The sequence below is a fragment of the Fuerstiella sp. genome, assembly GCA_022447225.1.
GTDB lineage: Bacteria > Planctomycetota > Planctomycetia > Planctomycetales > Planctomycetaceae > S139-18.
Window position 1 is genome coordinate 181,512 of sequence record JAKVAZ010000004.1, and the last position, 23,799, is coordinate 205,310.

At 53.9% G+C, this 23,799-nt stretch carries 20 protein-coding genes and 1 tRNA gene; 9 read left to right on the forward strand and 12 right to left on the reverse strand.

The features are described 5' to 3' along the window. The first annotated feature begins 221 nt into the window (after nt 1–221). The 4 genes from recA to proB all read left to right on the forward strand — a co-directional run bounded on the left by recA (nt 222) and on the right by proB (nt 4,702). Nucleotides 222–1,235: a recombinase RecA gene (gene recA, locus MK110_04465; protein MCH2210531.1), complete on the forward strand. Its 1,014-nt coding sequence runs from the start codon at nt 222–224 to the stop codon at nt 1,233–1,235. Between the two features lie 123 nt (nt 1,236–1,358). Beyond that, a complete protein-coding gene (locus MK110_04470) occupies nt 1,359–2,033 on the forward strand; it encodes a 1-acyl-sn-glycerol-3-phosphate acyltransferase (GenBank protein ID MCH2210532.1) in 675 nt (224 codons plus the stop codon). 170 nt (nt 2,034–2,203) lie between these two features. Next, entirely contained in the window at nt 2,204–3,556 is a 1,353-nt protein-coding gene (gene glmM, locus MK110_04475) for a phosphoglucosamine mutase (GenBank protein MCH2210533.1), read from the forward strand. 3 nt (nt 3,557–3,559) lie between these two features. After that, on the forward strand, nt 3,560–4,702 hold the full coding sequence (gene proB / locus MK110_04480) for a glutamate 5-kinase (protein ID MCH2210534.1): 1,143 nt from the start codon (nt 3,560–3,562) through the stop codon (nt 4,700–4,702). 523 nt (nt 4,703–5,225) lie between these two features. Here proB and MK110_04485 read toward each other — a convergent pair. Beyond that, on the reverse strand, nt 5,226–5,912 hold the full coding sequence (locus MK110_04485) for a Dabb family protein (GenBank protein MCH2210535.1): 687 nt from the start codon (nt 5,910–5,912) through the stop codon (nt 5,226–5,228). A gap of 337 nt (nt 5,913–6,249) precedes the next feature. Here MK110_04485 and MK110_04490 point away from each other — a divergent pair, with 337 nt between their 5' ends. The 3 genes from MK110_04490 (at nt 6,250) to MK110_04500 (ending at nt 9,092) form a co-directional block, all read left to right on the forward strand. Next, the gene (locus tag MK110_04490) at nt 6,250–6,417 is read left to right on the forward strand and encodes a hypothetical protein (GenBank protein MCH2210536.1); all 168 of its coding nucleotides are present in this window, start codon (nt 6,250–6,252) and stop codon (nt 6,415–6,417) included. 62 nt (nt 6,418–6,479) lie between these two features. Then, a complete protein-coding gene (locus MK110_04495; GenBank protein MCH2210537.1) occupies nt 6,480–7,601 on the forward strand; it encodes an aldo/keto reductase in 1,122 nt (373 codons plus the stop codon). Between the two features lie 3 nt (nt 7,602–7,604). Beyond that, complete coding sequence (locus tag MK110_04500) at nt 7,605–9,092, forward strand: SUMF1/EgtB/PvdO family nonheme iron enzyme (protein ID MCH2210538.1); 1,488 nt, start codon at nt 7,605–7,607, stop codon at nt 9,090–9,092. 12 nt (nt 9,093–9,104) lie between these two features. On the opposite strand, the gene MK110_04505 is transcribed toward MK110_04500, so the two are convergent. Continuing rightward, nucleotides 9,105–10,883 carry a hypothetical protein gene (locus MK110_04505; GenBank protein ID MCH2210539.1) on the reverse strand — a complete coding sequence of 593 codons (1,779 nt, stop codon included), beginning with the start codon at nt 10,881–10,883 and terminating at the stop codon, nt 9,105–9,107. Between the two features lie 354 nt (nt 10,884–11,237). Between MK110_04505 and MK110_04510 the strand changes: the two genes are divergently transcribed. Further along, nucleotides 11,238–12,488 carry a diaminopimelate decarboxylase gene (locus MK110_04510; protein ID MCH2210540.1) on the forward strand — a complete coding sequence of 417 codons (1,251 nt, stop codon included), beginning with the start codon at nt 11,238–11,240 and terminating at the stop codon, nt 12,486–12,488. Between the two features lie 692 nt (nt 12,489–13,180). Here the strand turns inward: MK110_04510 and MK110_04515 are convergent. From MK110_04515 to MK110_04550, 8 genes are all read right to left on the reverse strand, one after another. After that, a tRNA-Leu gene (locus MK110_04515) sits at nt 13,181–13,264 on the reverse strand. A 351-nt stretch (nt 13,265–13,615) separates the two neighbouring features. After that, on the reverse strand, nt 13,616–14,854 hold the full coding sequence (locus MK110_04520) for a threonine synthase (GenBank protein MCH2210541.1): 1,239 nt from the start codon (nt 14,852–14,854) through the stop codon (nt 13,616–13,618). A 151-nt stretch (nt 14,855–15,005) separates the two neighbouring features. After that, complete coding sequence (locus MK110_04525; protein MCH2210542.1) at nt 15,006–16,256, reverse strand: mandelate racemase/muconate lactonizing enzyme family protein; 1,251 nt, start codon at nt 16,254–16,256, stop codon at nt 15,006–15,008. Between the two features lie 81 nt (nt 16,257–16,337). Further along, entirely contained in the window at nt 16,338–16,676 is a 339-nt protein-coding gene (locus MK110_04530) for a hypothetical protein (GenBank protein ID MCH2210543.1), read from the reverse strand. 87 nt (nt 16,677–16,763) lie between these two features. Further along, nucleotides 16,764–17,831 carry a C45 family autoproteolytic acyltransferase/hydrolase gene (locus MK110_04535; protein ID MCH2210544.1) on the reverse strand — a complete coding sequence of 356 codons (1,068 nt, stop codon included), beginning with the start codon at nt 17,829–17,831 and terminating at the stop codon, nt 16,764–16,766. A gap of 388 nt (nt 17,832–18,219) precedes the next feature. Continuing rightward, the gene (locus MK110_04540) at nt 18,220–18,603 is read right to left on the reverse strand and encodes a DUF3293 domain-containing protein (GenBank protein MCH2210545.1); all 384 of its coding nucleotides are present in this window, start codon (nt 18,601–18,603) and stop codon (nt 18,220–18,222) included. Between the two features lie 37 nt (nt 18,604–18,640). Further along, nucleotides 18,641–19,687: a hypothetical protein gene (locus MK110_04545; GenBank protein ID MCH2210546.1), complete on the reverse strand. Its 1,047-nt coding sequence runs from the start codon at nt 19,685–19,687 to the stop codon at nt 18,641–18,643. 20 nt (nt 19,688–19,707) lie between these two features. Then, complete coding sequence (locus tag MK110_04550; protein ID MCH2210547.1) at nt 19,708–19,878, reverse strand: hypothetical protein; 171 nt, start codon at nt 19,876–19,878, stop codon at nt 19,708–19,710. Between MK110_04550 and MK110_04555 the strand changes: the two genes are divergently transcribed. Further along, nucleotides 19,877–20,653, forward strand: coding sequence for a glucose 1-dehydrogenase (locus tag MK110_04555; GenBank protein MCH2210548.1), 777 nt, complete (start codon nt 19,877–19,879; stop codon nt 20,651–20,653). The genes MK110_04550 and MK110_04555 overlap by 2 nt on opposite strands. 248 nt (nt 20,654–20,901) lie before the next feature. Here the strand turns inward: MK110_04555 and MK110_04560 are convergent, their stop codons facing one another. Both MK110_04560 and MK110_04565 read right to left on the reverse strand, forming a co-directional pair. Then, a complete protein-coding gene (locus tag MK110_04560; GenBank protein MCH2210549.1) occupies nt 20,902–21,606 on the reverse strand; it encodes a cysteine hydrolase in 705 nt (234 codons plus the stop codon). Between the two features lie 55 nt (nt 21,607–21,661). Beyond that, nucleotides 21,662–23,404, reverse strand: a complete 1,743-nt coding sequence (locus MK110_04565; protein MCH2210550.1) for a CocE/NonD family hydrolase — start codon at nt 23,402–23,404, stop codon at nt 21,662–21,664. Between the last annotated feature and the right edge of the window lie 395 nt (nt 23,405–23,799).

The following is a 23,799-nucleotide window of genomic DNA, read 5'->3' on the forward strand; positions in this document are numbered from 1 at the left end:
CCGATGAACTCTCGGATTCACTCCAGCAGCAGTGTCTGCGTTTCCCCGTCGCCGGAGTTACGCTACACTGCCATCAAAGTTGCCATGGCTGCGAAAAGCACGCAGTTTTACAACATTCTCACTCGGCACCCACCTGCATCATTAATCCAATCAGGACGTACACAATGGCCAAAGCACGCGCTAAAAACACTTCGCCGGCAGCCGCGCCTGCGGGCGGCAGCATGCTCGACAATGCCATGGGGCAAATCGAAAAAATGTTTGGGACCGGCTCGATCATGCGGCTGAACAATTCGGACGTTGCTTCAACCGGCGTCTCGGGGATTTCTACCGGAGCTCTCTCGCTTGATCTGGCTTTGGGAGGACGCGGTTTTCCAAGAGGTCGCATCATCGAGCTGTACGGACCGGAATCGAGTGGCAAGACGACATTGGCCCTGCACACCATCGCCAATGCCCAAAAAGAAGGTATTGCAGCATTCGTAGACGCCGAACATGCGCTCGATCCCTCCTGGGCAAGACGTCTTGGTGTGAACCTCGATGACCTGCTGGTCAGTCAGCCGTCATACGGAGAAGAAGGTCTGCAAATCGCCGAGATGCTGATTAAGTCCAACGCCGTTGATCTCATCGTCATCGACTCGGTAGCAGCCCTGGTCCCAAAAGCGGAACTTGACGGGGAAATTGGCGACAGCCATGTCGGACTTCAGGCGCGGATGATGAGTCAGGCAATGAGAAAACTTACGGGAGCCATTTCCAAAGCAAAAACAACCGTGATTTTCATTAATCAGATTCGAGAGAAGATCGGAGTCATGTTCGGTAGTCCGGAAACCACACCAGGTGGACGTGCACTCAAGTTCTACAGTTCCGCACGCGTTGACGTACGACGCATCGCATCACTTAAAGATGGCGACACCCAAATTGGTATTCGCATGCGGGCCAAGATCGTCAAGAACAAGGTGGCTCCACCGTTCCGCATTGCTGAGTTCGACATGTATAACAGCTGTGGAATCAGCATGGAGGCAGATCTGGTGGATCTGGCTGTGGACGAAAAAATCATCGCCCGCAGCGGCAGCTGGTTCAGCTACGGAAAAATCAAGCTGGGACAGGGCCGCGATCGGGTACGGGTGTTCCTGGAAGAGAATCCAGACACGGTGACTGAAATCCGTGACAAGGTTTTGGTCGCCAAAGGACACCCACCAACCTCGGCCAAACCGGTTGCGGCCTCGGAACAGAATTCGTGAAAGATCCCAATCCGGGTATCTTCGCCGTAAACGGCCGCTAAATTTCGTAGAGACCGTCTGATTTTCGGAAATTGGAATTGCTTTGGATTTCGAGTTACTGAACTGGGTTCGTAACATCAGCGCATGTCCAGTTCTGCCCCGGAAAACACGTCCAGTGCGCCAGTTGAATTTCAGCCAAATTGCACATGGAGGTTTCTACACTTCATCCTGACTCCGTTCTTTGCTTTGTGGGTACGAACACGTGTGGTTGGCCGGGAAAACCTCGACAGCTCGCAGGGTGGTTTGCTACTTCTGAACCATCAGAGTTTTGTTGATCCGATGGTCGCAAGTTTTGGCCTGCAGCGACCGATTTCATATCTGGCACGCGACGGATTATTCCGAATTCCAGTTATCGGCTGGGTTCTCCGGCACACTTACGTTCAGTCGATTAGTCAGACAGCGTTTCGAGCCAGCAGCATTCGCAGTGCGGTGGACCGCATGCATCAGGGTTTTCTGGTCGGAATTTTTCCTGAAGGTGAACGCTCCTCAGGTGATGTCAAGAAATTCAAACGGGGATTTTTGTCGCTCGTACGAAGAGTTGAGCTCCCGATCTATCCGGTTGGAATCTTCGGAACCGATCGTGTGATGCCGCGCGGATCCATATTTATCCGACCAGGAAAAGTAACCGTCGTTTTTGGAAAACCACTCTCCAAAGAGGAAATCAATCAGCTCCGCACCGGCAATGACGATCACCAACTCACCGAACTCATGCGCAAACGCGTAGCGGATTGCATTACCGAAGCCAAACAATGGCATTGACGTGTTAACAATCTCTTTTTTCGGATCAGGCTTGTTAGCCAGTCCATTAGCATCAGGTTCTCTTAATACCTGATTGCAGAACGATGTAACTCGAGGTCGTCATTCTCAGAATCAGCAACGGTGGCTAGACTTCCCGAATTCAAACCGCCGACTCGATCAGGAACGTTTCTGTGACAACACGCATCCTGAGTATTTCCGGACTTCGCGGCGTCGTTGGTGATGGTCTTGATCCGGTTTATGTGGCCAAATTCGCCGGGGCGCTGGGAACTATGTTCAGCGGCGGAAAGATCGTTGTGGCTCGTGACGGAAGATCGACTGGCCCGGTAATATATCACGCTGCGGTTTCAGGTCTGTTGGCTGCCGGCTGCGAAGTCCTCGATGCCGGTATTTGCACAACACCAACCTGTGGAGTCCTCGTGCAGCATCTGAGTGCTGCCGGTGGTCTGCAGATCACGGCCAGCCACAATCCTATTGAATGGAACGGACTCAAACCCTTTGCACCCGACGGCTCAGTATTCAATCGTGATCTTGGACAGCAGTTGATTCAGATCCTTGAAGAAGAAGCAGTCGCCTGGAAAGACTGGTCAAACACGGGCAGTGTGGTGTCCATCAACGATCCGTCGGGGCCGCACATCCAACGCGTACTCCGGCTGGTCGATGGAGCCGCGATCCGTGAGCGTAAGTTCAAGGTGGTCATTGACTGCAACCACGGCAGTGGTGCGACATGTGGACCTCAGCTATTGGAACAGCTTGGCTGCGAAGTCGTTGTTTTGGGCGGAATTCCGGATGGACAATTCGAACATACTCCGGAACCGATCGAACAAAATCTCGGTGTCCTGTGTCAGACTGTCATTACCCACCAGGCCGACGCAGGATTCGCCCAGGATCCGGATGCTGATCGCCTGGCAATTGTCGATAACACGGGCCGCTACATCGGCGAAGAACTGACACTTGCCCTGACAGCAGATCACGTCCTGTCAACCCGGAAAGGACCGGTGGTGGTCAATGGATCGACAAGTCGAGTCACTATGGATATCGCCGAACGACATCAGTGCCCGTTCCATCGCGCTTTCGTGGGGGAAGCCCATGTATGTGCGAAAATGCGGACGGTACGAGCAGTACTGGGCGGTGAAGGAAACGGAGGCGTGATCGAACCACAAGTGGGATACGTTCGTGACAGCCTGATGAGTATGGCTTATATACTTGACGGGTTGACTTCCAGGCAGTGTACTCTGGAATCCTGGGCTGATGCCCTGCCCTGCTACACAATTGTCAAAGACAAGCTGGAATGTCCGCAGGAAGTGGTGGCCGATGCGTGCACCGCCCTGAAAGCATCGTTTGCAGATGCAGAAGCTCAGGACGGAGACGGACTCCGACTCGACTGGGATGATCGCTGGGTGCAGGTTCGTGCCAGCAATACAGAACCGGTCCTGCGGGTCATCGCAGAAGCTCCTGAAACCGACGACGCCAGAGCTCTGTGCCGCCGGGCCATGGAAATCGTGAAATCCACGGTGAAGGGATAATGCATGAACAGCTCCATGTGCCAGGACGTTTTTTCACATGCCCGCACGGTCGTTGTCAAAGTGGGTTCCAATGTCCTTGCGCGTGATGACGATCAACTGGATGAAGCCCGCATCCAGAATTTGAGCGAGCAAATCGGACGCCTGCGGAAGACGGGACGAAACGTGATCGTCGTGAGTAGTGGGGCAGTCGCCGCCGGCATCGGAATCCTGGGGCTCAACGGACGTCCCCAGTCCTTGTCGCAACTCCAGGCAGCAGCAGCAGCCGGACAGCCTCAACTCATGACGGCATGGGAAAAACAGCTGTCGGCGGTCGGACATCGTGTGGCACAGATTCTGCTAACCGTCAACGATTTCCGAAACAGGCAACGATACCTTAATGTTCGGAATACAGTTCGCACACTTTTGAGCCTCGGTGTGGTTCCCATCGTCAATGAAAATGACACGGTCAGTGTCGAAGAAATTACTGTCGGTGATAATGATCAGCTTGCAGCCATGGTTGCAACTCTCGTCGAGGATCCTCTGCTGGTTATTCTTTCCGACGTCGAGGGACTACTCGGTAGTACTCCCGGTGATCCGGGCAGCGGCCTGATCCCCGTCGTCGAACAGCCTTCGGATGATCTGCAATCACTCGTGGCAGACGAAGTCAGCAGTCGCGGGACCGGCGGCATGCAGACAAAACTGAAAGCGATTGTTGCAGCATCAGGCATGGGTGAGTGTGTTATCCTGGCAAATGGTCGAACGCCACAGGTCCTCGATCAAATTTCTGACGGTCAGTCGACCGGAACGCTCTTCCTGGCATCCGGTGGTTCCGTTCCAGCATGGAAAAAATGGATCGGCTATACGACTCAGCCCGCCGGAACATTGATTCTGGACGCTGGTGCGGAAAAGGCTGTCCGCAATCATGGCCGTTCACTGCTGGCGGTTGGGATCCAGCAGGTCGAAGGGGAATTCGAACAAGGTGCGTCCGTTGCCATGGCCGGTGGAGATGGAAACAGCTTTGGGCGCGGCCTCGCAAACTACTCGGCTACCGATATTCGAATCATCGCTGGCGCAAGATCGGACCAAATCCCAGGTCTCCTCGGACACGTCCCGTACGGCGAAGTGATCCACCGCGACAATCTTGTGCTGATCAACGTCAACCCCTGAATCTGAGTGTCGCTGTTCGGCAAAGCGTCAGAGGCGTTACAGGCTGTACGAAGATCACCACAAAACCTGTCAGCAGGTAATTTTCCGGCCAATTTGCACCTCTTGCCTGCCGCAACCAAATACCGATGCACTCTTGCAGTGTTCTTCCAGGACAACCGTAATTCATGCCGGGCGTCATCAGAACGCAAATCAATTTCAGGGGATTCCGGCAATGCTGATAACCATCTTGTCCAGAATCTCATCCTGGATGTCGCAGATGGTCTACATTGTCGACAACCAGTTTTCCCGTATGCAGCCTGAACAGTATATGGTCGGCCTGACCGTCTGCATCTGTCTTGGGTATTTGTTACTCAGGGACCGCAACTGAATCGAACGAAACAGTTCTGCCATTCCGACATGGTCCTGTCCCCGACTCACAAACTGATCACAGACAGCAGGGCTACCCGGAGATAATCTGCCTGAATTTCATTTTCAGGCCTCGCAGCTTTCGCACTGTGCCGGATCAGCAGGTCCGTTCAATGGTTTATTTTTCTGCCCAGAAATCGAGTACCCTGGCGGCGTCAAGGACTGGTTTCAGAACTTCAACAAAGGCCAGGTGGTCCGGATGATCCAGATAGATCCTGCGGTCATCTTCGGACTCAAATGTCACCATAAAACAATGGGTAAATCCGTCGGTTTTTTCTTCGGGACTGTTGTTGTTCCCCCATTCAAATCCTTTGATTTCGTCAATCTTTAAAGGCAGCGCCGCAAATGCTTCTTCCACCTGTTTGACACTTTCTTCAGTGGCCTCTTCGGTGAATCTGAAGAACACGGCGTGCTTCAGTTGTCGCTTCGGTGGATTCTCCAGTGACGTTCCCCAGTAATCGATCACAAAGGTGCGATCGTTTTTCCCGCGGAGAACGCTGCCAAATTCCTTATGGGCCGGATGTGGCAAATAGGCGGCCCGCCCGGCTTCGTCTTTGAACGTGAGCACAAAACAATGGGTGTAACCGTCGTCGAGTGACTCCGGGCTGTTATTGACGCCCCAAGAAAAGTCGATGATTTCTTGGATCTTCGAGGGAAGTTCCCGAAACGCTTCCACCACCCCTTTGATCGCTTCTTCGCTCGTTGATTCCCGAAACGAAAAAAAAACGGTGTGACGCAGTACCCGACCTGTCGGCACAGGTCCGACACTCATTTTCTTTGCGGGCGAATTCGATCCGTTGCTCATCATTTTTCCCGGAGAATCTTCTGTATCGAGAGTCAACGAACCGGATTCACTGCAGCCAGCACCTGCTGTCACAAGTGCAAAACAGGTCACCAAGTTCATCAAAAGTCTCGACCAAATAATATGGAAAACCTGAAAACGTGACATCCAGCAGATCCTGCCGTTAGCTCGTAAGAATACCGGATAAAAAGGAACTGTTTTAAAGACTAATCTGTACGGCCGAATAAAGAAACTCGTGCGTCCTGCTGATATGAAACCGAGTAAGGGCATAAGAAAGTCGGCTCATCGTCCAACGGTCACCGGCGATGACTGAATTATTCAGGATCGTTCGAACGAAAACATGACTATCACATCACCTTGTGGAAAATGTTCACTGGGACGTCCCCTTCTCCACGATAAATATGTGACAACACTGGCCGGAATTCTTCGAAATTCAAAGGACCGTCGAGAATCAGCCGAATCTGTGATCCCGCAGGATCTGGTTGATCAGGATTCTGTCGCCTGTTAGGATCAGTTAGTTGTCTTGGCTTTAGTTGACCGTTCGTTCGATACGGGTTGGGAGGTGAAGCGATGGCCTGTGAATTTTCACGGCGCAGATTGCTGTGCCAGGGTACAGGCGCGGCAGTGGCCGCAGGCCTGCCTTTGACCCGGATCCTGGCAGAGTCTGATCCAAAACCGGTCCACGAATTCCGTCGAAACGGAATGCTTTATCGCCGACTGGGGGGGACTGATCTGTTCGTGTCGGCGCTCTCGTATGGGTCCCACATCAATCCGGCTCACCGGATCAAGATCAAACGTGGCTCCACCCTCGATGACAAGGGGCAGCAGCGTCGTGATCGTCATATTGCCAGAGCAATGGACTACGGCGTCAACATGATGGACGTGTATGAAAACGAAGGCCAGTGGCAGCCGCTGGCAAGACTGGTCAGCAATCGACGTGATAAAGTGCTGGTATCGATGTGCCGACAGTTCCCCGAATTTGTCGGCACCAACATTGACGACGCTGCTCGCCTGTTCGGACATGTGGACCTGTACCGAATTTATGTCGGGGACGGTGACTATGTCAGTGACCGTACCCTCGAAGACTGGGATGCGATGCGGAAAGCAAAGCAGGCCGGCAAGGTTCGAGCCATTGGCATCTCAACACACAGCGAACGCATGATGATCAGTGCACTGGACCAGCTTGAAGGCCTGGATTACATCATGTTCCCGTACAACTTTATCCATGCCCGGGCCGACTATATCGACGTGCTGCCAAAAGCAATGGCACAAGGAGTCGGGCTGATTGCAATCAAACCGCTTGCTGCCGGATCCATTGTCAAACTGGACCCCAAGGCTCACCCAGGCTCAATACCGGAGAACGCAAAAGTCCACCTGTATCGCGGAAACAATCGACCACTGCTGCCGGCTGTGGTTGACAAACTTACGGAAAGCCTGAAACGCCTGCCCCAGGAATCACTCTGCCAGGCTGCTCTGAGATATGTGTACTCACAGTCCTTCATAACGAGTGCCATGCCCGGCATGTTTCAGGCACATGAAGTCGACGACAACTACGCGGCCCTGCAGCGTCAACTGATGCTCTCACAGACCGAACTCGACGCTCTCAATGCTGCCCGCGTCCTCTGCAGCACACGCGGTCCGGGCTGGTTGCCACCACACTATCGCTGGCTTGATCAGCGCTGGCGGGCCTAGATGATGATTCGGCGGACAGTTCTCTGCGTAACACTGTTACTGTTCGCCGGGTCTGCATTGCCACTGGTCCTGGAACCGCACAAAGATTCCCGGCACGCAGTTGCTGCCCAGGCAGACACAAAATCGGAAGGTGTTATTCCGACTGATTCTGTGCACCAGGACGTGGGTGACTTCAAACAGGCCGGTGTCTGCGCTCGCTGTCATGTGGTTTCTGTGCTGGAATGGGGGATTTCAGAACACGTGACTGCGGAAACCGACTGTCGTACGTGCCATGGTGAAAGCCGAGGGCATGTCAAAAACGAAAGAAATCAGGTCAAACCGGATCGCCTTCCTCGTGGTGATGCAATTGCCCGACAGATTTGTGCGAACTGTCACGAATCCGGTTGCCCGAACACGCTGCAGACGCAAAACTGCCAGCAGTGTCACCATGTCCACGCATTGATCAATCCTTCACTCCCCCCCACTGAAACCAGTAGTCAGCTGGAGCAGCTGCTGTCACGCTGGAAACAATTTGAAAGTCGAATGGAAGAAGCAGAACAGCATGTCCGTGGTCATGATTTTCAGGCGGCGCAGTCCGTGTACAGCAAAGCACTCGAATTGATCCCGGGTAACCACAGTGCGCAAAGCGGACTTGAGATGTGTCTCAGAAGAATGAATCCGTCACTTCAGGGGTTTATGACCGTTAGTAACGATATCGATTCAACAACAGGACTGCCGATTCAGGTACGGGTGGACAAGCCGGATGTAAGTATGCAGCTGGTTCCAGGTGGGGAATTCGACATCGGGTCGGACACTGTGGTCGATTCCCGTCCGGTACACACCGTTCGAATCAGCCCGTTCTATCTCGGCCGGTACGAAATCACTCAGAGCCAGTGGCGGGAAGTGATGGGTAACAACCCAAGTGTGCATCAGGGCCCCGATTTTCCGGAAGCAGATCAGATGCCGGTAGAACACGTTTCCTGGAACGACTGTCAGGAATTTCTGCGGCGACTCAACTCACGTGTGTCCGGTGCGGGATTTCGTTTACCAACAGAAGCAGAATGGGAATATGCCTGTCTCAGCGGTGCTGCAGCAACCAGAGCTGTCTCAGATTCGGCCGGTCCGCCCGGTCGTTACGCATGGTTTCGATCTAACTCAAAGCGTTTATCGCAGCCCGATCAGGCGTTTCTGGAAATCGGTGTCTACGCCCCACGTCCTGTAGGAATGAAGCAGCCAAATGCGTGGTCCTTTCACGACATGAGAGGTAACGTTGCAGAATGGTGTTCCAGCCTGTTCAGGCCCTATCTATATGATGCAAATGACGGACGTGAATCAATGTCTGTTGAAGGCAAACGCGTTGTCCGTGGAGGTGGATTTGCCGACTCAGCTACGTCACTCGATCCGGCTCGGCGCCACTCCGAACGTCCTCACCGACGCTTCCGCTGGAACGGACTCCGTCTGGCTCGTGACGTACCGAATCTCCCGCGACGGAAAAGTGTCACATCACAGTAGCAGATCCGCTGGTCAAATCTCCGCCGCAGCCCGTGCCTGCTCAATCAACCGGGAACGCACAGCTTCCGTCAGCAGCGGTCCGGGCACATCATTACGACGAAGTTCGTCGGCGAAATTGATCTCGGACAGTGGCCCCGGAAGATAAGAAATCCCTGGGTATCTTTGCTGCAGCGCTCGTACCGACGGTTCGTCTCGTGACGGACCGTAGATCGCAATCGGAGTCCGCGCGGTTCGGCTGTCTGCACGAAAATTCGCAACCGTTTGTGACAGCGACCAGCGCAGACAGTTACTGTGAACAAGAACCAATTCACAGTTCAGCTGACGCGTCGCCTGCTCGAATCCGGCCTGACCGGTAAAAGCACGCACAGCCTGATAACCCTGATCACCGAGCAAAAATTTAGCCTGTGTGGCAACATCCTCCCGGGCATCAATCACCACAGCTTCCGGAGACGTACTGCCGTTGGCCGCCACCCGGATAACTTTCTGAGCATATGTGACCCCTCTGACCGGATGGCTGAGTTTCAACAGTTCAGAGGCCGCTTTAACTCGAATGACAGCATCAGGCAGATACATCCCGCGTCGAAAATTCACCGAATCGTTAGTCCGTCCGCCCCAGTTCGGCGATTCGAAGAACGTGGCTGCTGCGCCACCATGCTTCGCCTTGAGAGCGATATCAATCGCTGCTTGACGGACCATTTCATCTTCTTCGATGTCATCAACAGACGACGCGGCACGGCAGGCCCGCATTGTCGCCGCCACCGCCAACCGATTGCCATCATCGATCGCGACCGCAATCTCAGCAAAACGTGTTGCTCGCTTCAACGAATCACCTGGTCGCAATGAAAAGCGATCCGCTGCCTGAGCGAGCAAGGTCGCCGCCTGACCGATCAACCATTCCACAGCTTCCGTCCTGTCGCCTGGACGACCCTCACCGTTCCACAGGCGATCCACAGCCAAAGACGCCGTACGGCAAACAGCATCATTGTCGGATGCGTATTCATATTCCAACAGCAATGGTGCCAACGCGGAATCAGAAGTTGCTGCCAGCAGCTGAAGACCTCGCACAGCGTGAACGGGTTCGGCATTGGGCAATGCTTCCAGAATTCCGTAACGAAACTCTCTTGGATGGTGTCGCAGCAGATCGAAAGCAATACGGCCAGATTTTGACTGAATGTCAGCCGCAAGCAGTTCCGAAGCCGCCGGATTGCCAATCGTCAGCAATGCTGTCACGGCCTGCACTGCCTGTCGACGCTCGCTTCCAAGCTGAGCTATCAGTGAAACAATTTGATCCGGTGACGCCAGTGATTCCAGTGAAGCTGCATTGATCTGCCGCAGTATTTCTCCCGCCGATGGCTGCAGATCAACATTGGCATTCAGACTCAAAAACAGCTTAATCCCGACCTCATCACGTAACTGCACCCACGATTCAGTCGACAGCGACCGATCCAGCAGCTGCTGCAGATAGCCCCGAGCAAACTGGATGCGATCCAGACGGGCAGCAATATCAGCCGCCAGAACCAGCCGCACCGGTGTATCGGGTTCCTGCTGAAATATTTTTTCACTAACCGTCGTATAATTCTGTCCGCAAGCCCACGATCCGGAAGCAACGACGCATGTCAGAATAAGAATTTCAGATATCACGTTTCGTGTGATCATGGCATCAACAATCATCAACAGGAATGATGTTTCAGGAGAATTCATATCATGGTGAACTGAAGACGACACTGTGTCCAGATCCCAGCCGGCCGGACCGTCATTCCCCGAATGATTCCCCCAAAAATGAAAATCCATCGCCGCAGATACCGTACCGGCACTGCCAATCTCCCCTGACTGCTCATCGTCCGATCAGATTTGCACCCTTGAAATTCATTTTCACTGCTCGGACCGGATACCCCAGCCGGCCGCTCAGAACCTGTTCGATACCGATTATCCGGAATCTGACAGCAGCCTGAGGCGCGCAGTTTCATTCCGATTCAGGCGCAATCAAACTACTTAAGTGACGGAAAAACGACTTCAGTCACTCAACCAGTATGAACTCCTGACAATGTACGGCCCTGCCCGCACCCGAACGACAGGCGCCGCCGGTACTCCCGGCTGAAACCGTGCAGTATCACTTTCCGAATTAAATTAACCCGAAACAGCCCCATGCCCCGTCCTTTTCCACTCACTAAAAAACAACTCGATGAACTGGCAGGTGAGTATCCGACTCCCTTCTACCTGTACGATGAAGCCGGTATTCGAAAAACATGCAGGGAACTCTACCAGGCATTTACATGGGCCGACGGGTTTCGCAACTATTTCGCCGTCAAGGCACTGCCCAATCCGCACATCATCAGCGTTGTAAAGGAAGAGGGACTGGGAGCAGACTGCTCCAGCGGTCCGGAACTGTTCCTGTCACACACAATCGGACTGTCGGGCGAACAGGTGATGTTTACCTCGAACAACACTCCGATCAGCGAATATGAGGCAGCCAAAGAAATGGGTGCCATTCTGAACCTGGACGACATCAGTCACATTGACTTCGTGCACGGACATATCGGACTGCCGAACCTGGTCTCTGTCCGTTTCAACCCAGGCCCCGCCCGTCAGGGAAACGTGATTATCGGAAACCCTGAAGAAGCCAAGTATGGCTTCACAGAGTCTCAGCTGTTCGAAGGTTACCAGCGTCTCGCAGAACTCGGAGTCGAACGTTTCGGACTGCACACCATGGTGGCGTCCAACGAACTCGACGGCAGCTTCTTTGTCGAAACCGCCCGGATGTTGTTCGATCTGGTCGTGCGAATACAGCGCAGTCATGGCATCCGTATCGAATTCATCAACCTGGGGGGAGGCATCGGGATACCTTATCACCCGGAGGACCAGCCGGTGGACCTGAGATGGATCGGTGAACAGATTCACAGTCTGTACGACTCAATGATCGTCCCTGCCGGTCTCGACCCCCTGCAGATTGTTATGGAAAACGGACGCATGGTCACCGGACCGCACGGTTACCTGATTACACGCTGTGTGCATCACAAAAACATCTATCGCGACTATATTGGTGTCGACGCCTGTATGGCCAACCTGATGCGTCCGGGGATGTACAACGCTTACCACCACATCACAGTCCCGGGTCGTGAACACGAACCACATGATCGAATCGTCGATGTTGTCGGATCACTCTGTGAAAATAACGACAAATTCGCGATCCAGCGACCTCTACCCGCAGTCAACCCAAGCGACCTGCTGGTGATTCATGACGCGGGAGCTCACGGACACGCCATGGGATTCCAGTACAACGGTAAAACACGCAGCGCTGAACTGTTGCTGAAAACCGACGGCAGCGTCAAGCAAATCCGGCGGGCGGAAACCCAGGATGATCTGTTTGCTACTCTGGATTTTTCAGACTTCCGCTGAACAGTTCCCTGATTTCCACGGGTCGAAGATGCAATTCGTACTCACGAAACCAGTTGTTCCCGGCAGAACGACTTCAGCATTTGAGTGACTCCATGAAAGACGCCTCTTCGAACAAACTCACACGAAACACCATCTCCGATCACCACGACGCCGCACTCCGACGTACCGACAAAAACATGGTTACCGACGCAAAGCATCTGTTCGTCGATGGGCAGACTATTGAAATTTGTTCAGTCGACTGACCCCAAATCGTTAAGAATCAGTCTGTGTTATCTCACAATGGCGACCGTTTGCCAGAACATTTTCCAGCAGCACATGAGCCGTTTCGTCGTGACCGAACAACACGGAAAACTCCGTCAAGGTGCGTTTTGTACCGCGATGATCGGGTGCAATATCTGTTGTAAATCATCTGTTTGCCAAGAATCAGAGACGGGGTACCTGGGAAATCGGACAACGGCAACGGACTTCCGATCTTCCGCTGCACGTGAAAGCGGTCAGCGAGCTTCCGGCTTGCGATCCTGGCATACAGTTGATCACCGGTGTTAGCCATTACCTGGGGCAAAACACTTTTGAAAACACTGTTGTTGAATCAGACGTTACCGCTGCTGAATCAGCGTTACCCCGAACGTTTTATGACACACAGACATGAAAGAAGGACTCACCACAGTTCTGCGGTAAGTCCTTCTTTAAATTGCGGAAGGGGGGAGTCGAACCCCCACGCCCTTACGGGCACAGGATCCTAAATCCAGCGCGTCTGCCAATTCCGCCACTCCCGCATCTCAACCATCATCCACTCGACGAAAACACCATAAGAAACGACCTCCGCACACCGGTTTAGTTTGCAGAGCATTCAACCAGTGTCACACGCCAGCATTCTATGGCAGCAATTAGTTAAAACAAAGGCTTCGGAATCACCACGTGTCTCAATGGCAATTCTGCACCTTCCACTCCGGTCTGTCTCTCCTGGCTCGTGTCCCCACATAATATTGTCATTCTCATCGTTCCGGACCGGTACATCACTCGTACAGCGACGGGCGTCCGGTGATCAGCTGTCAGTTCATACCAGGTTGTAAACAACCACTGCTCCACGACAAAACCACGATATCGAACGTAAACTCGCACACCGCTCAACCGATCAGCCCATAATCAAGCGGCTGAGTACAATCGATGCTGTCGTTCGCTTCGGACAGCGGATATTTAAGTCCGCTGGCACAGTTGAACAAAACGCAGTTTTCTTTCGGTGTGATTCTTCCGGACACCAGTTCCTGTTTCCAGGCTGCGTAAGTTGCTGCCCCTTCAGGACACAGCAACAACCCCGTTCGTCGACTAACTTCTTCCAGTGCCTGGAGAATCGATTCATCAGTAACAGCGGTGGCAAAGCCCCCGCTGTCCCGTACAGCGTCCAGAATCAGAAAATCACCAATCGCTACAGGCACACGAATTCCGGACGCCACCGTGTGAGCATCCTTCCAGAGTTCCGCGTGGCGGGTTCCTTCTTCATATGCCTTCACCACAGGAGCACAGCCTGTCGCCTGAACGGCTACCATGCGAGGCAGTTTTCCTGTCAGCCAGCCTATTTTTTTGAGTTCATTGAAGGCTTTCCACATCCCAATCAACCCCGTACCTCCACCGGTTGGATAGAAGATCACGTCCGGCACATTCCAGCCAAGCTGGTCTGCCAGTTCCAGCCCCATGGTCTTCTTGCCCTCAATACGATAAGGCTCTTTCAATGTAGACAGATCAAACCATCCGGTTGCCTCTTTGCCTTCACCCACAATACGTCCGCAGTCATTGATGAGACCATTGACCCGCCACACCTTCGCTCCCTGAGCCGCGATTTCACGAACATTAACTTCAGGAGTATCTTCGGGACAGAAGACGTAGCTCTGCATGCCGGCCCGACTGGCGTAAGCTGCCAAAGCCGCCCCTGCGTTTCCGTTCGTTGGCATCGCCAGCTTTGAAACCCCCAGTTCTTTAGCCATCGAAACGGCCATGCACAAACCCCGTGCTTTGAATGAGCCTGTCGGAAGCCGCCCTTCATCTTTGACGATCAACTGTCCACTGTCTCGTTCCAGCTGTGACAGCCGAATCAGCGGTGTGTGTGATTCTCCCAGACTGACCACATTTTCAGTCCTGCGCACGGGCAGAAACTCGCGGTACCGCCACATGTCCGCCGGCCGCTGTGCCAGCTCTGATTTCGAAACGTTGGCGGCCAGACGCTGCAGATCATATCTCACCAGCAACGGACGTCCGACTTTGGACAGCTGCTGAACAATGTCCGCTTCATATCGATCACCTTTCAGCCCACATTCCAGGTGAGTCACATAGGTTGAACGATCGGTAGTCAGGTTATCAAAGGCCGGCACGGTCATTCACTTTCAGTTTTTTAAACATAAAACGTTGTCTCTGTGGCAGCACTCCGTGGTCATCCACGAACCTGTCGTGGCTGCACCGGAAATCACCCCACGGGATTCGTTTCCGGAAAAGCAAGGTCAGCATGCGCCGTCGCAAGCCAATTCACACAGAGTACTCTCGAATAACGTCTTCCCTGACTTCGATCCCCAGACCGGGAGCTGTTGGGACCGTAATCTCCCCGTCAACGGGACGAAAGGGCTGTGAAACAATTTCTGTTCGCCACGGGTTTTCAGACAGATCAAATTCCAGCATCGGTGTATCTGTTGGAAATCCCCCGTGAGGATCCGGGAGTACCGACAGCAGGTGTACCGACGCCGCAATGGAGATCGCGCCGCCCCAGCAATGAGGAACGCACGGAATTCCTGACAATGCCGCCATCCTGCTGATAAACAGAGCATTCCCGATGCCGCCGCACAGCGTTGCGTCGGGTTGAATAATATCGAACGCGCGACGATCGATCAGCTCTTTCGCTGCGATGCATGAATCAACGACTTCCCCGCCTGCCAGTGGGAGCGAAAGTTTTTCCCGCAACTCAGGATAGCCCGCATAACGCGGAGACTGCGGCAGGGGTTCCTCGAAGAATTCAAAGTTCAGGTCATCAAGAATCCGTCCCATCTGCACGGCCGACCGCAGCGTGTACGCAGCGTTTCCGTCAACCATCAGTCGAATATCGGGACCGACGGCATCACGAACCGCCCTGGCTACTTTTGCTTCGCGAGCGACGCTGTAACGCCCCAGACGCATCTTGAGTGCCTTGTAGCCTTCGCGGACACGCGTCACGGCTTCTCGCGGAAACAGAGATTCAGGTTCTTCACCTTCCACATAGTTCATGGTGGACCCATACACGGGTACACGGTCTCGCAGCCGGCCTCCAAACAATTCCGCCACGGGCAGACCAAGAGCCTGACCACGAAGATCATTCAAGGCCACATCCACGGCCCCCTGAGCGATTCCGTTGCCAAAATTAGCTCCCCAAAGTTCTCGACAAAGTCGACCGTAATGCAGCGGGTTCTGTCCAACCAGTATTGGAGTAAGGTGTTCATCGATTGTGCCGCGGGCTCCGTTAATCGGACTGGTTTCCCCCCAGCCGGTGATCCCCGCATCGGTTTCAATCTTCACCATCAGCGCAGCCCGAGTTCGGCTCAGTGGAACGGACACCGATACGCCAAACGGACGTCTCAGCTGGTGCTCCAGCTGGAACGTTTTAACCGACGTGATCTTCAGATCAGGAACGCCGCCCTCCCGAGCTTCCCACCCCCTGGCAATCGGCGAAGCCAGAGACAGTCCGGCTCCTCCGGCAATTGCAACCCCGGCAGTTTTGAACAGATGACGCCGCGTTCGCTGATGATTCATGGAAGACTCTGCATGGATAAGACAACTTTTGCGTCACATTGTGGTCCATTCAATTGTGATTACGGCATTCGTTGTACCGGGTCAATCCTCGTCCGCTGAGTTCTGACCTGAATTTCGAGTCTGGCCAATGTACAGCTCAAATGCAACTGACGGCTGCCAATGGTTCACAGGCTCCTGCCACCGGCAATATGGAAAGAAACTCGTGCCATCTGCCTGACTCATCTTTCCTGAATACGGTCGCTGGTTCCCGATCTTCCGACCGGGTTCCTTCGGTGAATATCGACCTGCCCGTGCAGCGACCACACTTCCACATCCGAAGTCCTTGTTCGCAACCATCCCGTCCGGCTGATTCACTCGTATCTGAATCAAATTCTCCAGGCCACCAACAAGGACCGATGTCGTGGAAACATCGATTGACACGCCCTGCGTTTTTCACACGGTACCCTTCTCACGCAGCAACTGTCCGATGATAGACCTTGCGCAGACCCTGCAGATCATCCCACAGCGTCAAACACTCTTCATGCCGTATTCTTCGAATGAGTGATCACAGGGGTTCCCTCGAGTAATCCACATTCGACGTTCGTCCGGTTCGATGATGATCGCGAACACGGTTTCCCAGAAACCGGTCACCGGATCGTCACCAGGGTGACGACAGATCGAACCTGGGTAATTGTCGTGATCACTCAGAATGCTTTTGATCTGCTCAAGATCGGCCTGTCGATCACATCCCTTCAACAGTTCGTCAATACGAGTCTTTCGACTGTACGACTGAGCCAGCTCGGGAAATTCACTGTTGATCGGTTTGAAATCATCATGAACACAATGATTTGTATGTGTAACGACCGATGAATCTCCGGGCTTCAATACCCGGACCCCGTCGAGGGTCACTTCAAGATTAGCCGGTCCCTCGGGTGTTGACATCATGATGTTGACCGGAATCGCTCGATGTGCCCGATTGAGCGAATGAACCGTTTGATCAATTGAGCCGGCTTCATAGATCTCCCTGAGTATGAAATAGTGCGGGACACCCTTGTCCCGACCGGGGGCAGGCAGCGTGTTCACACAGGTGCCGATACCGGTTTCGCTGAATCCCATATACGAAATCAGACCAGCCTGTGTGCACGAAGTGAACGGCGGTTTCCCGTCCGGGTACCTGGTAAGCACCACAGTAAATTCGTCAAGCACCGGATCATTGTCCCAGGTCTGAGCAACCACAGGTCCGCTGCGAATTCCGGTCTCCGGAAAAAACGACAGAGAAGTGCAGCCCCCTGACTTTTCCGACTGCAGTTGATTGCGAACCTGAAGCAGCATGAGTTCGTCCAGTGTGACGCCGGCCGCTTCCGCCGTTCCCTGCAGTTCTTCGACGAGATCAGGACGATATTCCCGAGCAAACCTGAGACTACCGCGGGCCACATCAAATGCCCGGTCACGAGTGATTTGAACGGTTTTGCAGACTCGCTCGTAAGCAACTTCGCAAAACCCCCGGATCTGTTCACGTGTGGCTTCGCCGATCTGTTGCCCCAACTGCTTCGGAGCACCATTGACCGCCAGCTCCGGATATCGAGTCGGTTTCATCGTACTGAGCCCCATTGGAATATTGCGTTTCCGCGAATTCAACTGCCGATATTAAAACCATCACACCGGTTCCGGGATCGATATTCCATGGTCCTCAGCAATACAACGACCCCGTTTCTGTCGGTCATTGACAGGTGAACCGGACTGCGTCACCCGGAAGCTCCGGCTTCCGGCCCATTGTAGCGGAAAATCTTCGGACGTCTCCGGACCTCTGAACAGTTCGCTGCTCTTTGGGGAGGGATGAACTCATGGAAGCCAATGCAGAACAATCCGAAACGGGCCTGCACACCGATGGCAAACATTCTGAATTCCAATACGACCTGCCGATCGACAAACACCTGCAGAGTGAGAAGTTTTCGATCGTCATTCAAGCACAATCGCCCGTCGATCAGTCCAGCCTTGTTCTGAATCCGTCCACAATAATTTGTTTGCGTCTTTCGTCACAAAAGCTGACAAACAGCTGATCTCCTTCAATAAAATAGATGGCATCCTGGCTGTAACGTTGTCCTGTATCACAAGCCATTTCAAATGGCATTTCCACGGCCCAGCCCCGTTCCGTATGTCCGCTGGACGGACTATATCCGGAGACCCGGCACATCCACCGCCGCATGGCCCTGAGCTCTCGCTGTAAACTCCCGTCAGCAGAACGATTTTTTTCTTCCGACCAGTGTTCCCCAGTCGTGGCGTATGCCGTAATGATGGAAAACGACGGCGGCCAGACAACGTCGTGGTCGGCACATCGAAATCGAACTTCAAAGTAAGCCGGATGCATCGTCACCTGTCATTGATAAATGCGGCCCCTGTCGGCCTCACTGACTGGTTGCGCCGAGAATACGCCATACGCCTCGTTCGTTGGTCGTGGTCCCGTCACACGCTTCATACAGCATCCGATAACGTGGCGCAGTCTCAGATGCAGGCGACAGTCGAAGCACACACATTTCCGAACATTTCGCGGCGTCCCAGCCGCCGGGACCTGGTGAGATCACCGGATCTGTATCTTTTCGCCACGTCAGTCCGTCGTCCGATACCGCTCGCAAAATATATGCACGAGTGGCCTGACTGTAGCCGGCGTAGTACATGACATAGCCGGCGTTCTGTACTCTGACAATCTCAGGAGCAAATGCTGTCAATGAATCCCAGGTTCCGTCGGGACCGAGTCGCACTCCGGGTTCCTCATGAAAGACAAGCCCGTCCTCATCAGAAACCGCGCTGATAATCCCGCGACCATTCTGAGCACAATACAACCGGACCCGACCATCACTCAGGAAAACAATTCGAGGAGCCGAATAGTGACAACCGTCACACTCGATCCTCGAACCGGGCTCCGGAGTCCATTCAAGTCCTCCGTCAGAAGAGACAGCACTTCGAATCGAATTGTCCATTGTCTGCGGACCAGCACAGCACTCATAATACATTCGCAGGCGTCTGCCGTCAGCGACAGGAACAACTTCGGAAGACACAACACGCCAGGCATTCGGATCGACAGCCTCAGGCGACAGTCTCACCCCCGGTTCCGGATCCCAGATGTTTCCATCAGTCGAAAACGCACTCAGGATGCGTGTCCCTGAGTATTCGTAGTCATTGGCTCCGGCCGGAAATCCTGAACGCGGTAAAATCTGCGTGTAGTACATTCGATAACCACCATCGGGCAACGCAATGACTCGTGGACTGACCGCGCCACAAATGCCGGTTCGTGGAGCGTTTGCCGACCACCGTGCTTCAGGTTGAGGATCGGAATCTGTGTCCGACGGAGCCTCGATGACCGGAGTCGTATCTTTGGTCCATAACGTGCCAGGATCGGTCACAACCGTCCTGACCAGCGGCGAAGCCGACTGCGTTTGTGTCAGGTCAATCAAGTCGTCATCTTCCTTTCATGTCACCTGCCGTCTAAAACGGACTCTGTTGTACGAACGAAATCAACATGCGCATATTGCCCCCGACGATCCACTGCAGCCTGTAGCACATGCTGTTTGAGTGTGATATCGTCGCGGGTGATGGTATCCACGGTTCCGTAAGACTCAATCCACTTATAGCAACAGGCATCCATGGCTTACCTCGAACAATTGTTCACACTGCAGGGAAAAGTCGCGTTAGTGACCGGAGCTACCCGCGGTTTGGGACTGGCCATGACTGAGGCCTTACTCCGCGCCGGGGCAAGCGTCGTGCTGAATGGCTCAAATCGTGAGCGACTTACCGAGACAACGCAGCGTTTTGCGCAGGAAGGCCTGCCGGTCAGTGAATACGCCTGCGATCTGGCCGATGCCGCCCAGGTCACCAGCCTCACAGATTTCGTACTCCGCGAGCATCCAAGAATCGATGTCCTCGTCAATAATGCCGGCGTGACATGTACGCATGATCTGCTTGATTACCCCGATACCGCCTGGCAAAAGACGTTTCAAGTCAATCTGGATGCACCATTCCGGCTGGCGAAACAACTGGCCCCGCGTATGACGGAACACGATGGCGGCTCGATTATCAATATTACCAGTATCGGTGCGGAACAGGGATTTCCCAATAATCCGGCCTACGCCGCAGCCAAAGGAGCACTCAAACAACTCACGAAATCACTGGCATTTGACCTGGGTCCCTTTGGTATTCGAGTGAATAATCTGGGTCCGGGCTACTTCCACACCGATATGGCCACTCTAAGTTATTCAGATCCGGAGCGTCGTGAGGCACGTGCCCGCAGTACTCTTCTGGGCCGGTGGGGTGAACCGGAAGATCTGGCCGGTGCGGTCGTCTTCCTTGCATCTGACGCTTCGCGCTATATGACGGGTCAGGATCTCTACATCGATGGAGGCTGGCTGGCAAAAGGGCTTTAAACAGACCTGCTCTCACTGGCGCGAGAACCGGTTTCCTCCGCGTCTGTTGAAACAAGACGTACGAGAATCGCCCCCAGTGCCGTACCGGTCAGGTCAACATCGAGCGGCTGGGAAACCGGAATCATTTGCCCCGAAGAACATCACAACATGACGTTTCCTCAGGTTGAGCTGATCCATCCCGCTGCTGTCTTCGAAATCAAATTATTCAGATGATGACAGTAGTCAACTGTCTTTCGGATGTATCGAAACTATTTGAGCTCCCGCAACACACGGTCGGTCGTCCACACCTGTGTGTAAACCCGGGCCATGGCCGACAACGCCGCATAGTGATGCTCTTCAAAAAATGTTGCCACGGCATCCTCAACAACGATCACGTTGTAACCACGATCACCGGCATTGCGCGCTGTAGTCTCCACACACATATCAGTTGCCATTCCGGTCACGACCAGAGTCTCTACGTTCAGATTTCGCAAAAGCTGATCGATCCCCGTACCGTTAAACGGGCTGCTGGAATTCTTGTCGATCACCAGTTCATCGTCGAGTGGTGTCAGTTCGTCGACGATTTGATGTTCCCTGCTGCCTTTGGGCCATAGAGTCGGACGGTCTGACTGATCACGAGCATCCGCATCCCGTCGCTGACGTCGCGCAATCATGTCACGACCATCGGGCAGAAGCGCACCGTGACGTGTATAAATCACATTTCGCTGCATCTTCCGAAACTCGTTCAGTAACCGCTGTGCGTTACTGATCGAATGACGAATTCGAGGCACATAATACTCCGCGACGTCCGGATGCTGCTGAACGAGCATCGGGATGAGGCCGCAGTCCGAACTGGCACCATAATTCTGATAGTCGATAATGATGAGCCCTGCGCGATCCCAGTCCACATCAAATGCAGGCCACGGCATAATCCAGTCGCGTAGTGAATCGGGGGAGTCAAACAGGTCTGTCATTTTATTCTCACACCAAGCAGGTGTCTTTGAGACCAAACTGGATGTTTACCTGCCGTTATTCCTGGCACGGCAGAAGGATTCGTGACATCCGGGTGATGTCGTGGTAAACCCGTTCCGTTGACAAAATGGAACGTTGCCCGGAGGGTCCCTCAGCCGTATTCGGATTCCGGTCAAACAAAGGAAAATAGGCACCACAAATATCGACCCGCAGTCGATGTCCTTCACGGATCTGTGCCGCCACCGGACCAAGGTCAATTATGAGTTTGTAGACTTTACCCGGTTCAAGAGGTGTGGGATGCAGTTCCGAATCCCGGAAACTGCCCCGCAAAATACCAACCGCCAGGTTCGGCGCAAATCCATCAGGATGGACGTCGATCAGTCTGACCACCCAGTCAGCATCGGGTGTATCCGCAGAGACAAACAATTCCGCTTTTGCATTACCGGCAAACGTCAGCGGAGCGGTCAGTGGAGATGACGTATACACCAGCACATCATCACGCTCTTCGATCGGTCGCTGATCAACAGGAGCCCATGTCGCCGACATTACGGATTGCGATTCGGAAACCGGACAGGCCGGGACCGGGTCGTCGGGATCCGCCCGGAAACTGTCACACAATTCGTTTTCCACGGGAGGGGTCCGGTTGAGTTTGCCGCTGCCGTCTGCGGTATTCGCATCACCATCGGAGTGCAGATAAAACGACTCTGACTGAAAACCTTCCGGGGGCCACGTGGAAGCCGATTGCCAGACATTATCGCCCATTGAGAAATACCTCACCGCCGGTTCGACCTCACCGGTCTTCTCATCTTCGGCAGGCGTGCCCTGCTCTTTCAGGAACCGATCGAACCAGCGGAGATTCTCGCCGGCCTTATCAATCACCGCATTCCGTCCAAAATCAATTTCACCGACTTTTGCACCACCAATCGAACCATGGTCCCACGGGCCAAGAATGAGTTGCTGGTGGCGACGGGTCCAGGAATCGCACGCCTGCTCACGCATCCGCATAAAGTTACCGACCGATTCACGCGAGAAAAAATCGTAGTAACCCACGATGTGCTGCATCGGTAGCTTCAGATCGACGATCTCTTCCGTCAGTTCAACACGTTTCCAGTATCCGTCCGGTCGAGGATGGGTCAGCATGCCCCTCAGCCAGGGAATCGACCAGCCAACTTTCTGATCAACTTCGCTTAGCGGCAAATGCAGCAGTGTTGTCCTCCAGTCAGTCGTCACCACTGCCCCGGCCGGTTTCTGCGAGTTGCCCGCAGCCCATCCGGCAATCAGCGAAATCCTGACGGCACCACCCAGATACAGATTCCGATAAAAACTACTCCAGGTCGCAGTCGGAGCAATCGTGACCAGCCCCGGAGGTCTTTCCGCAGCCGCCTGCCACTGGGTGGCGCCCACGTAGGAAGCCCCCCACATTCCAATGCGTCCGTTGCACCACGATTGATTTCTGAGCCACTCAATTGCGTCGAATCCGTCCTGCCCCTCACTGTTATAAGGAACGAAGTCACCTTCGGACTCATACCGGCCACGGCAATCCTGGACCACCGCTACGTATCCGGCGGCGGCATATCGTTCCGCATCCGATTTTGCACGCTCCTTGTTGTAGGGGGTTCGCATCAGCACCACGGCGGCACGCTCGACCGACGACTGACGATAGATATCGGTGGCCAGCTGCACGCCATCCCGCATCGGCACACGGACTGTTTCTACATTGATCTGCGACAGATCGCCGGCCGATGCAACCGGGGCAACAAACAGCAGAAAACCAAACAGCAAAGTGGGTGTACGAGTCATGATTAACAGAAATTCCCGAAGCACACGACGGTCACCCGCCGTGCTGCTGTCACGACTCAACCGGACGTGGAAGCAGGATGTCAATTCAATCAGCCCCAATTACAACAGCGATCAATCATCCCGGATCACACGGTCACTGTCCATGAGGCCTCCTGCGCACATGTTCCGGAAAATCGTCACTGCAAGACGACCGGAACCCTGCGGTGATCCCGCAGAGACGCCAGGACCTGCTGTATCAGCGAGTATGCCAGGTTGCAAAGTGACGGACAAATGCAGCGATCACTTAAAGTTTCTCAGACAACGATTTCAGAATGAATCGTACCGGCCTGGACATCATCGTCACAGGCATGTCCCGTCATGAGTTGACCACAACCTGCTGATCATCAGCCGGATTG

Excerpts from the sequence above, each read along its gene's own strand:
- recA (MCH2210531.1), top strand. The coding sequence starts at position 222 with ATGCTCGACAATGCCATGGGGCAAATCGAAAAAATGTTTGGGACCGGC.
- MK110_04470 (MCH2210532.1), top strand. The coding sequence starts at position 1,359 with ATGTCCAGTTCTGCCCCGGAAAACACGTCCAGTGCGCCAGTTGAATTT.
- proB (MCH2210534.1), top strand. The coding sequence starts at position 3,560 with ATGAACAGCTCCATGTGCCAGGACGTTTTTTCACATGCCCGCACGGTC.
- MK110_04485 (MCH2210535.1), bottom strand. The coding sequence starts at position 5,912 with ATGAGCAACGGATCGAATTCGCCCGCAAAGAAAATGAGTGTCGGACCT.
- MK110_04490 (MCH2210536.1), top strand. The coding sequence starts at position 6,250 with ATGACTATCACATCACCTTGTGGAAAATGTTCACTGGGACGTCCCCTT.
- MK110_04495 (MCH2210537.1), top strand. The coding sequence starts at position 6,480 with ATGGCCTGTGAATTTTCACGGCGCAGATTGCTGTGCCAGGGTACAGGC.
- MK110_04500 (MCH2210538.1), top strand. The coding sequence starts at position 7,605 with ATGATTCGGCGGACAGTTCTCTGCGTAACACTGTTACTGTTCGCCGGG.
- MK110_04505 (MCH2210539.1), bottom strand. The coding sequence starts at position 10,883 with ATGGATTTTCATTTTTGGGGGAATCATTCGGGGAATGACGGTCCGGCC.
- MK110_04510 (MCH2210540.1), top strand. The coding sequence starts at position 11,238 with ATGCCCCGTCCTTTTCCACTCACTAAAAAACAACTCGATGAACTGGCA.
- MK110_04525 (MCH2210542.1), bottom strand. The coding sequence starts at position 16,256 with ATGAATCATCAGCGAACGCGGCGTCATCTGTTCAAAACTGCCGGGGTT.
- MK110_04535 (MCH2210544.1), bottom strand. The coding sequence starts at position 17,831 with ATGAAACCGACTCGATATCCGGAGCTGGCGGTCAATGGTGCTCCGAAG.
- MK110_04540 (MCH2210545.1), bottom strand. The coding sequence starts at position 18,603 with ATGCATCCGGCTTACTTTGAAGTTCGATTTCGATGTGCCGACCACGAC.
- MK110_04555 (MCH2210548.1), top strand. The coding sequence starts at position 19,877 with ATGGCTTACCTCGAACAATTGTTCACACTGCAGGGAAAAGTCGCGTTA.
- MK110_04550 (MCH2210547.1), bottom strand. The coding sequence starts at position 19,878 with ATGGATGCCTGTTGCTATAAGTGGATTGAGTCTTACGGAACCGTGGAT.
- MK110_04560 (MCH2210549.1), bottom strand. The coding sequence starts at position 21,606 with ATGACAGACCTGTTTGACTCCCCCGATTCACTACGCGACTGGATTATG.
- MK110_04565 (MCH2210550.1), bottom strand. The coding sequence starts at position 23,404 with ATGACTCGTACACCCACTTTGCTGTTTGGTTTTCTGCTGTTTGTTGCC.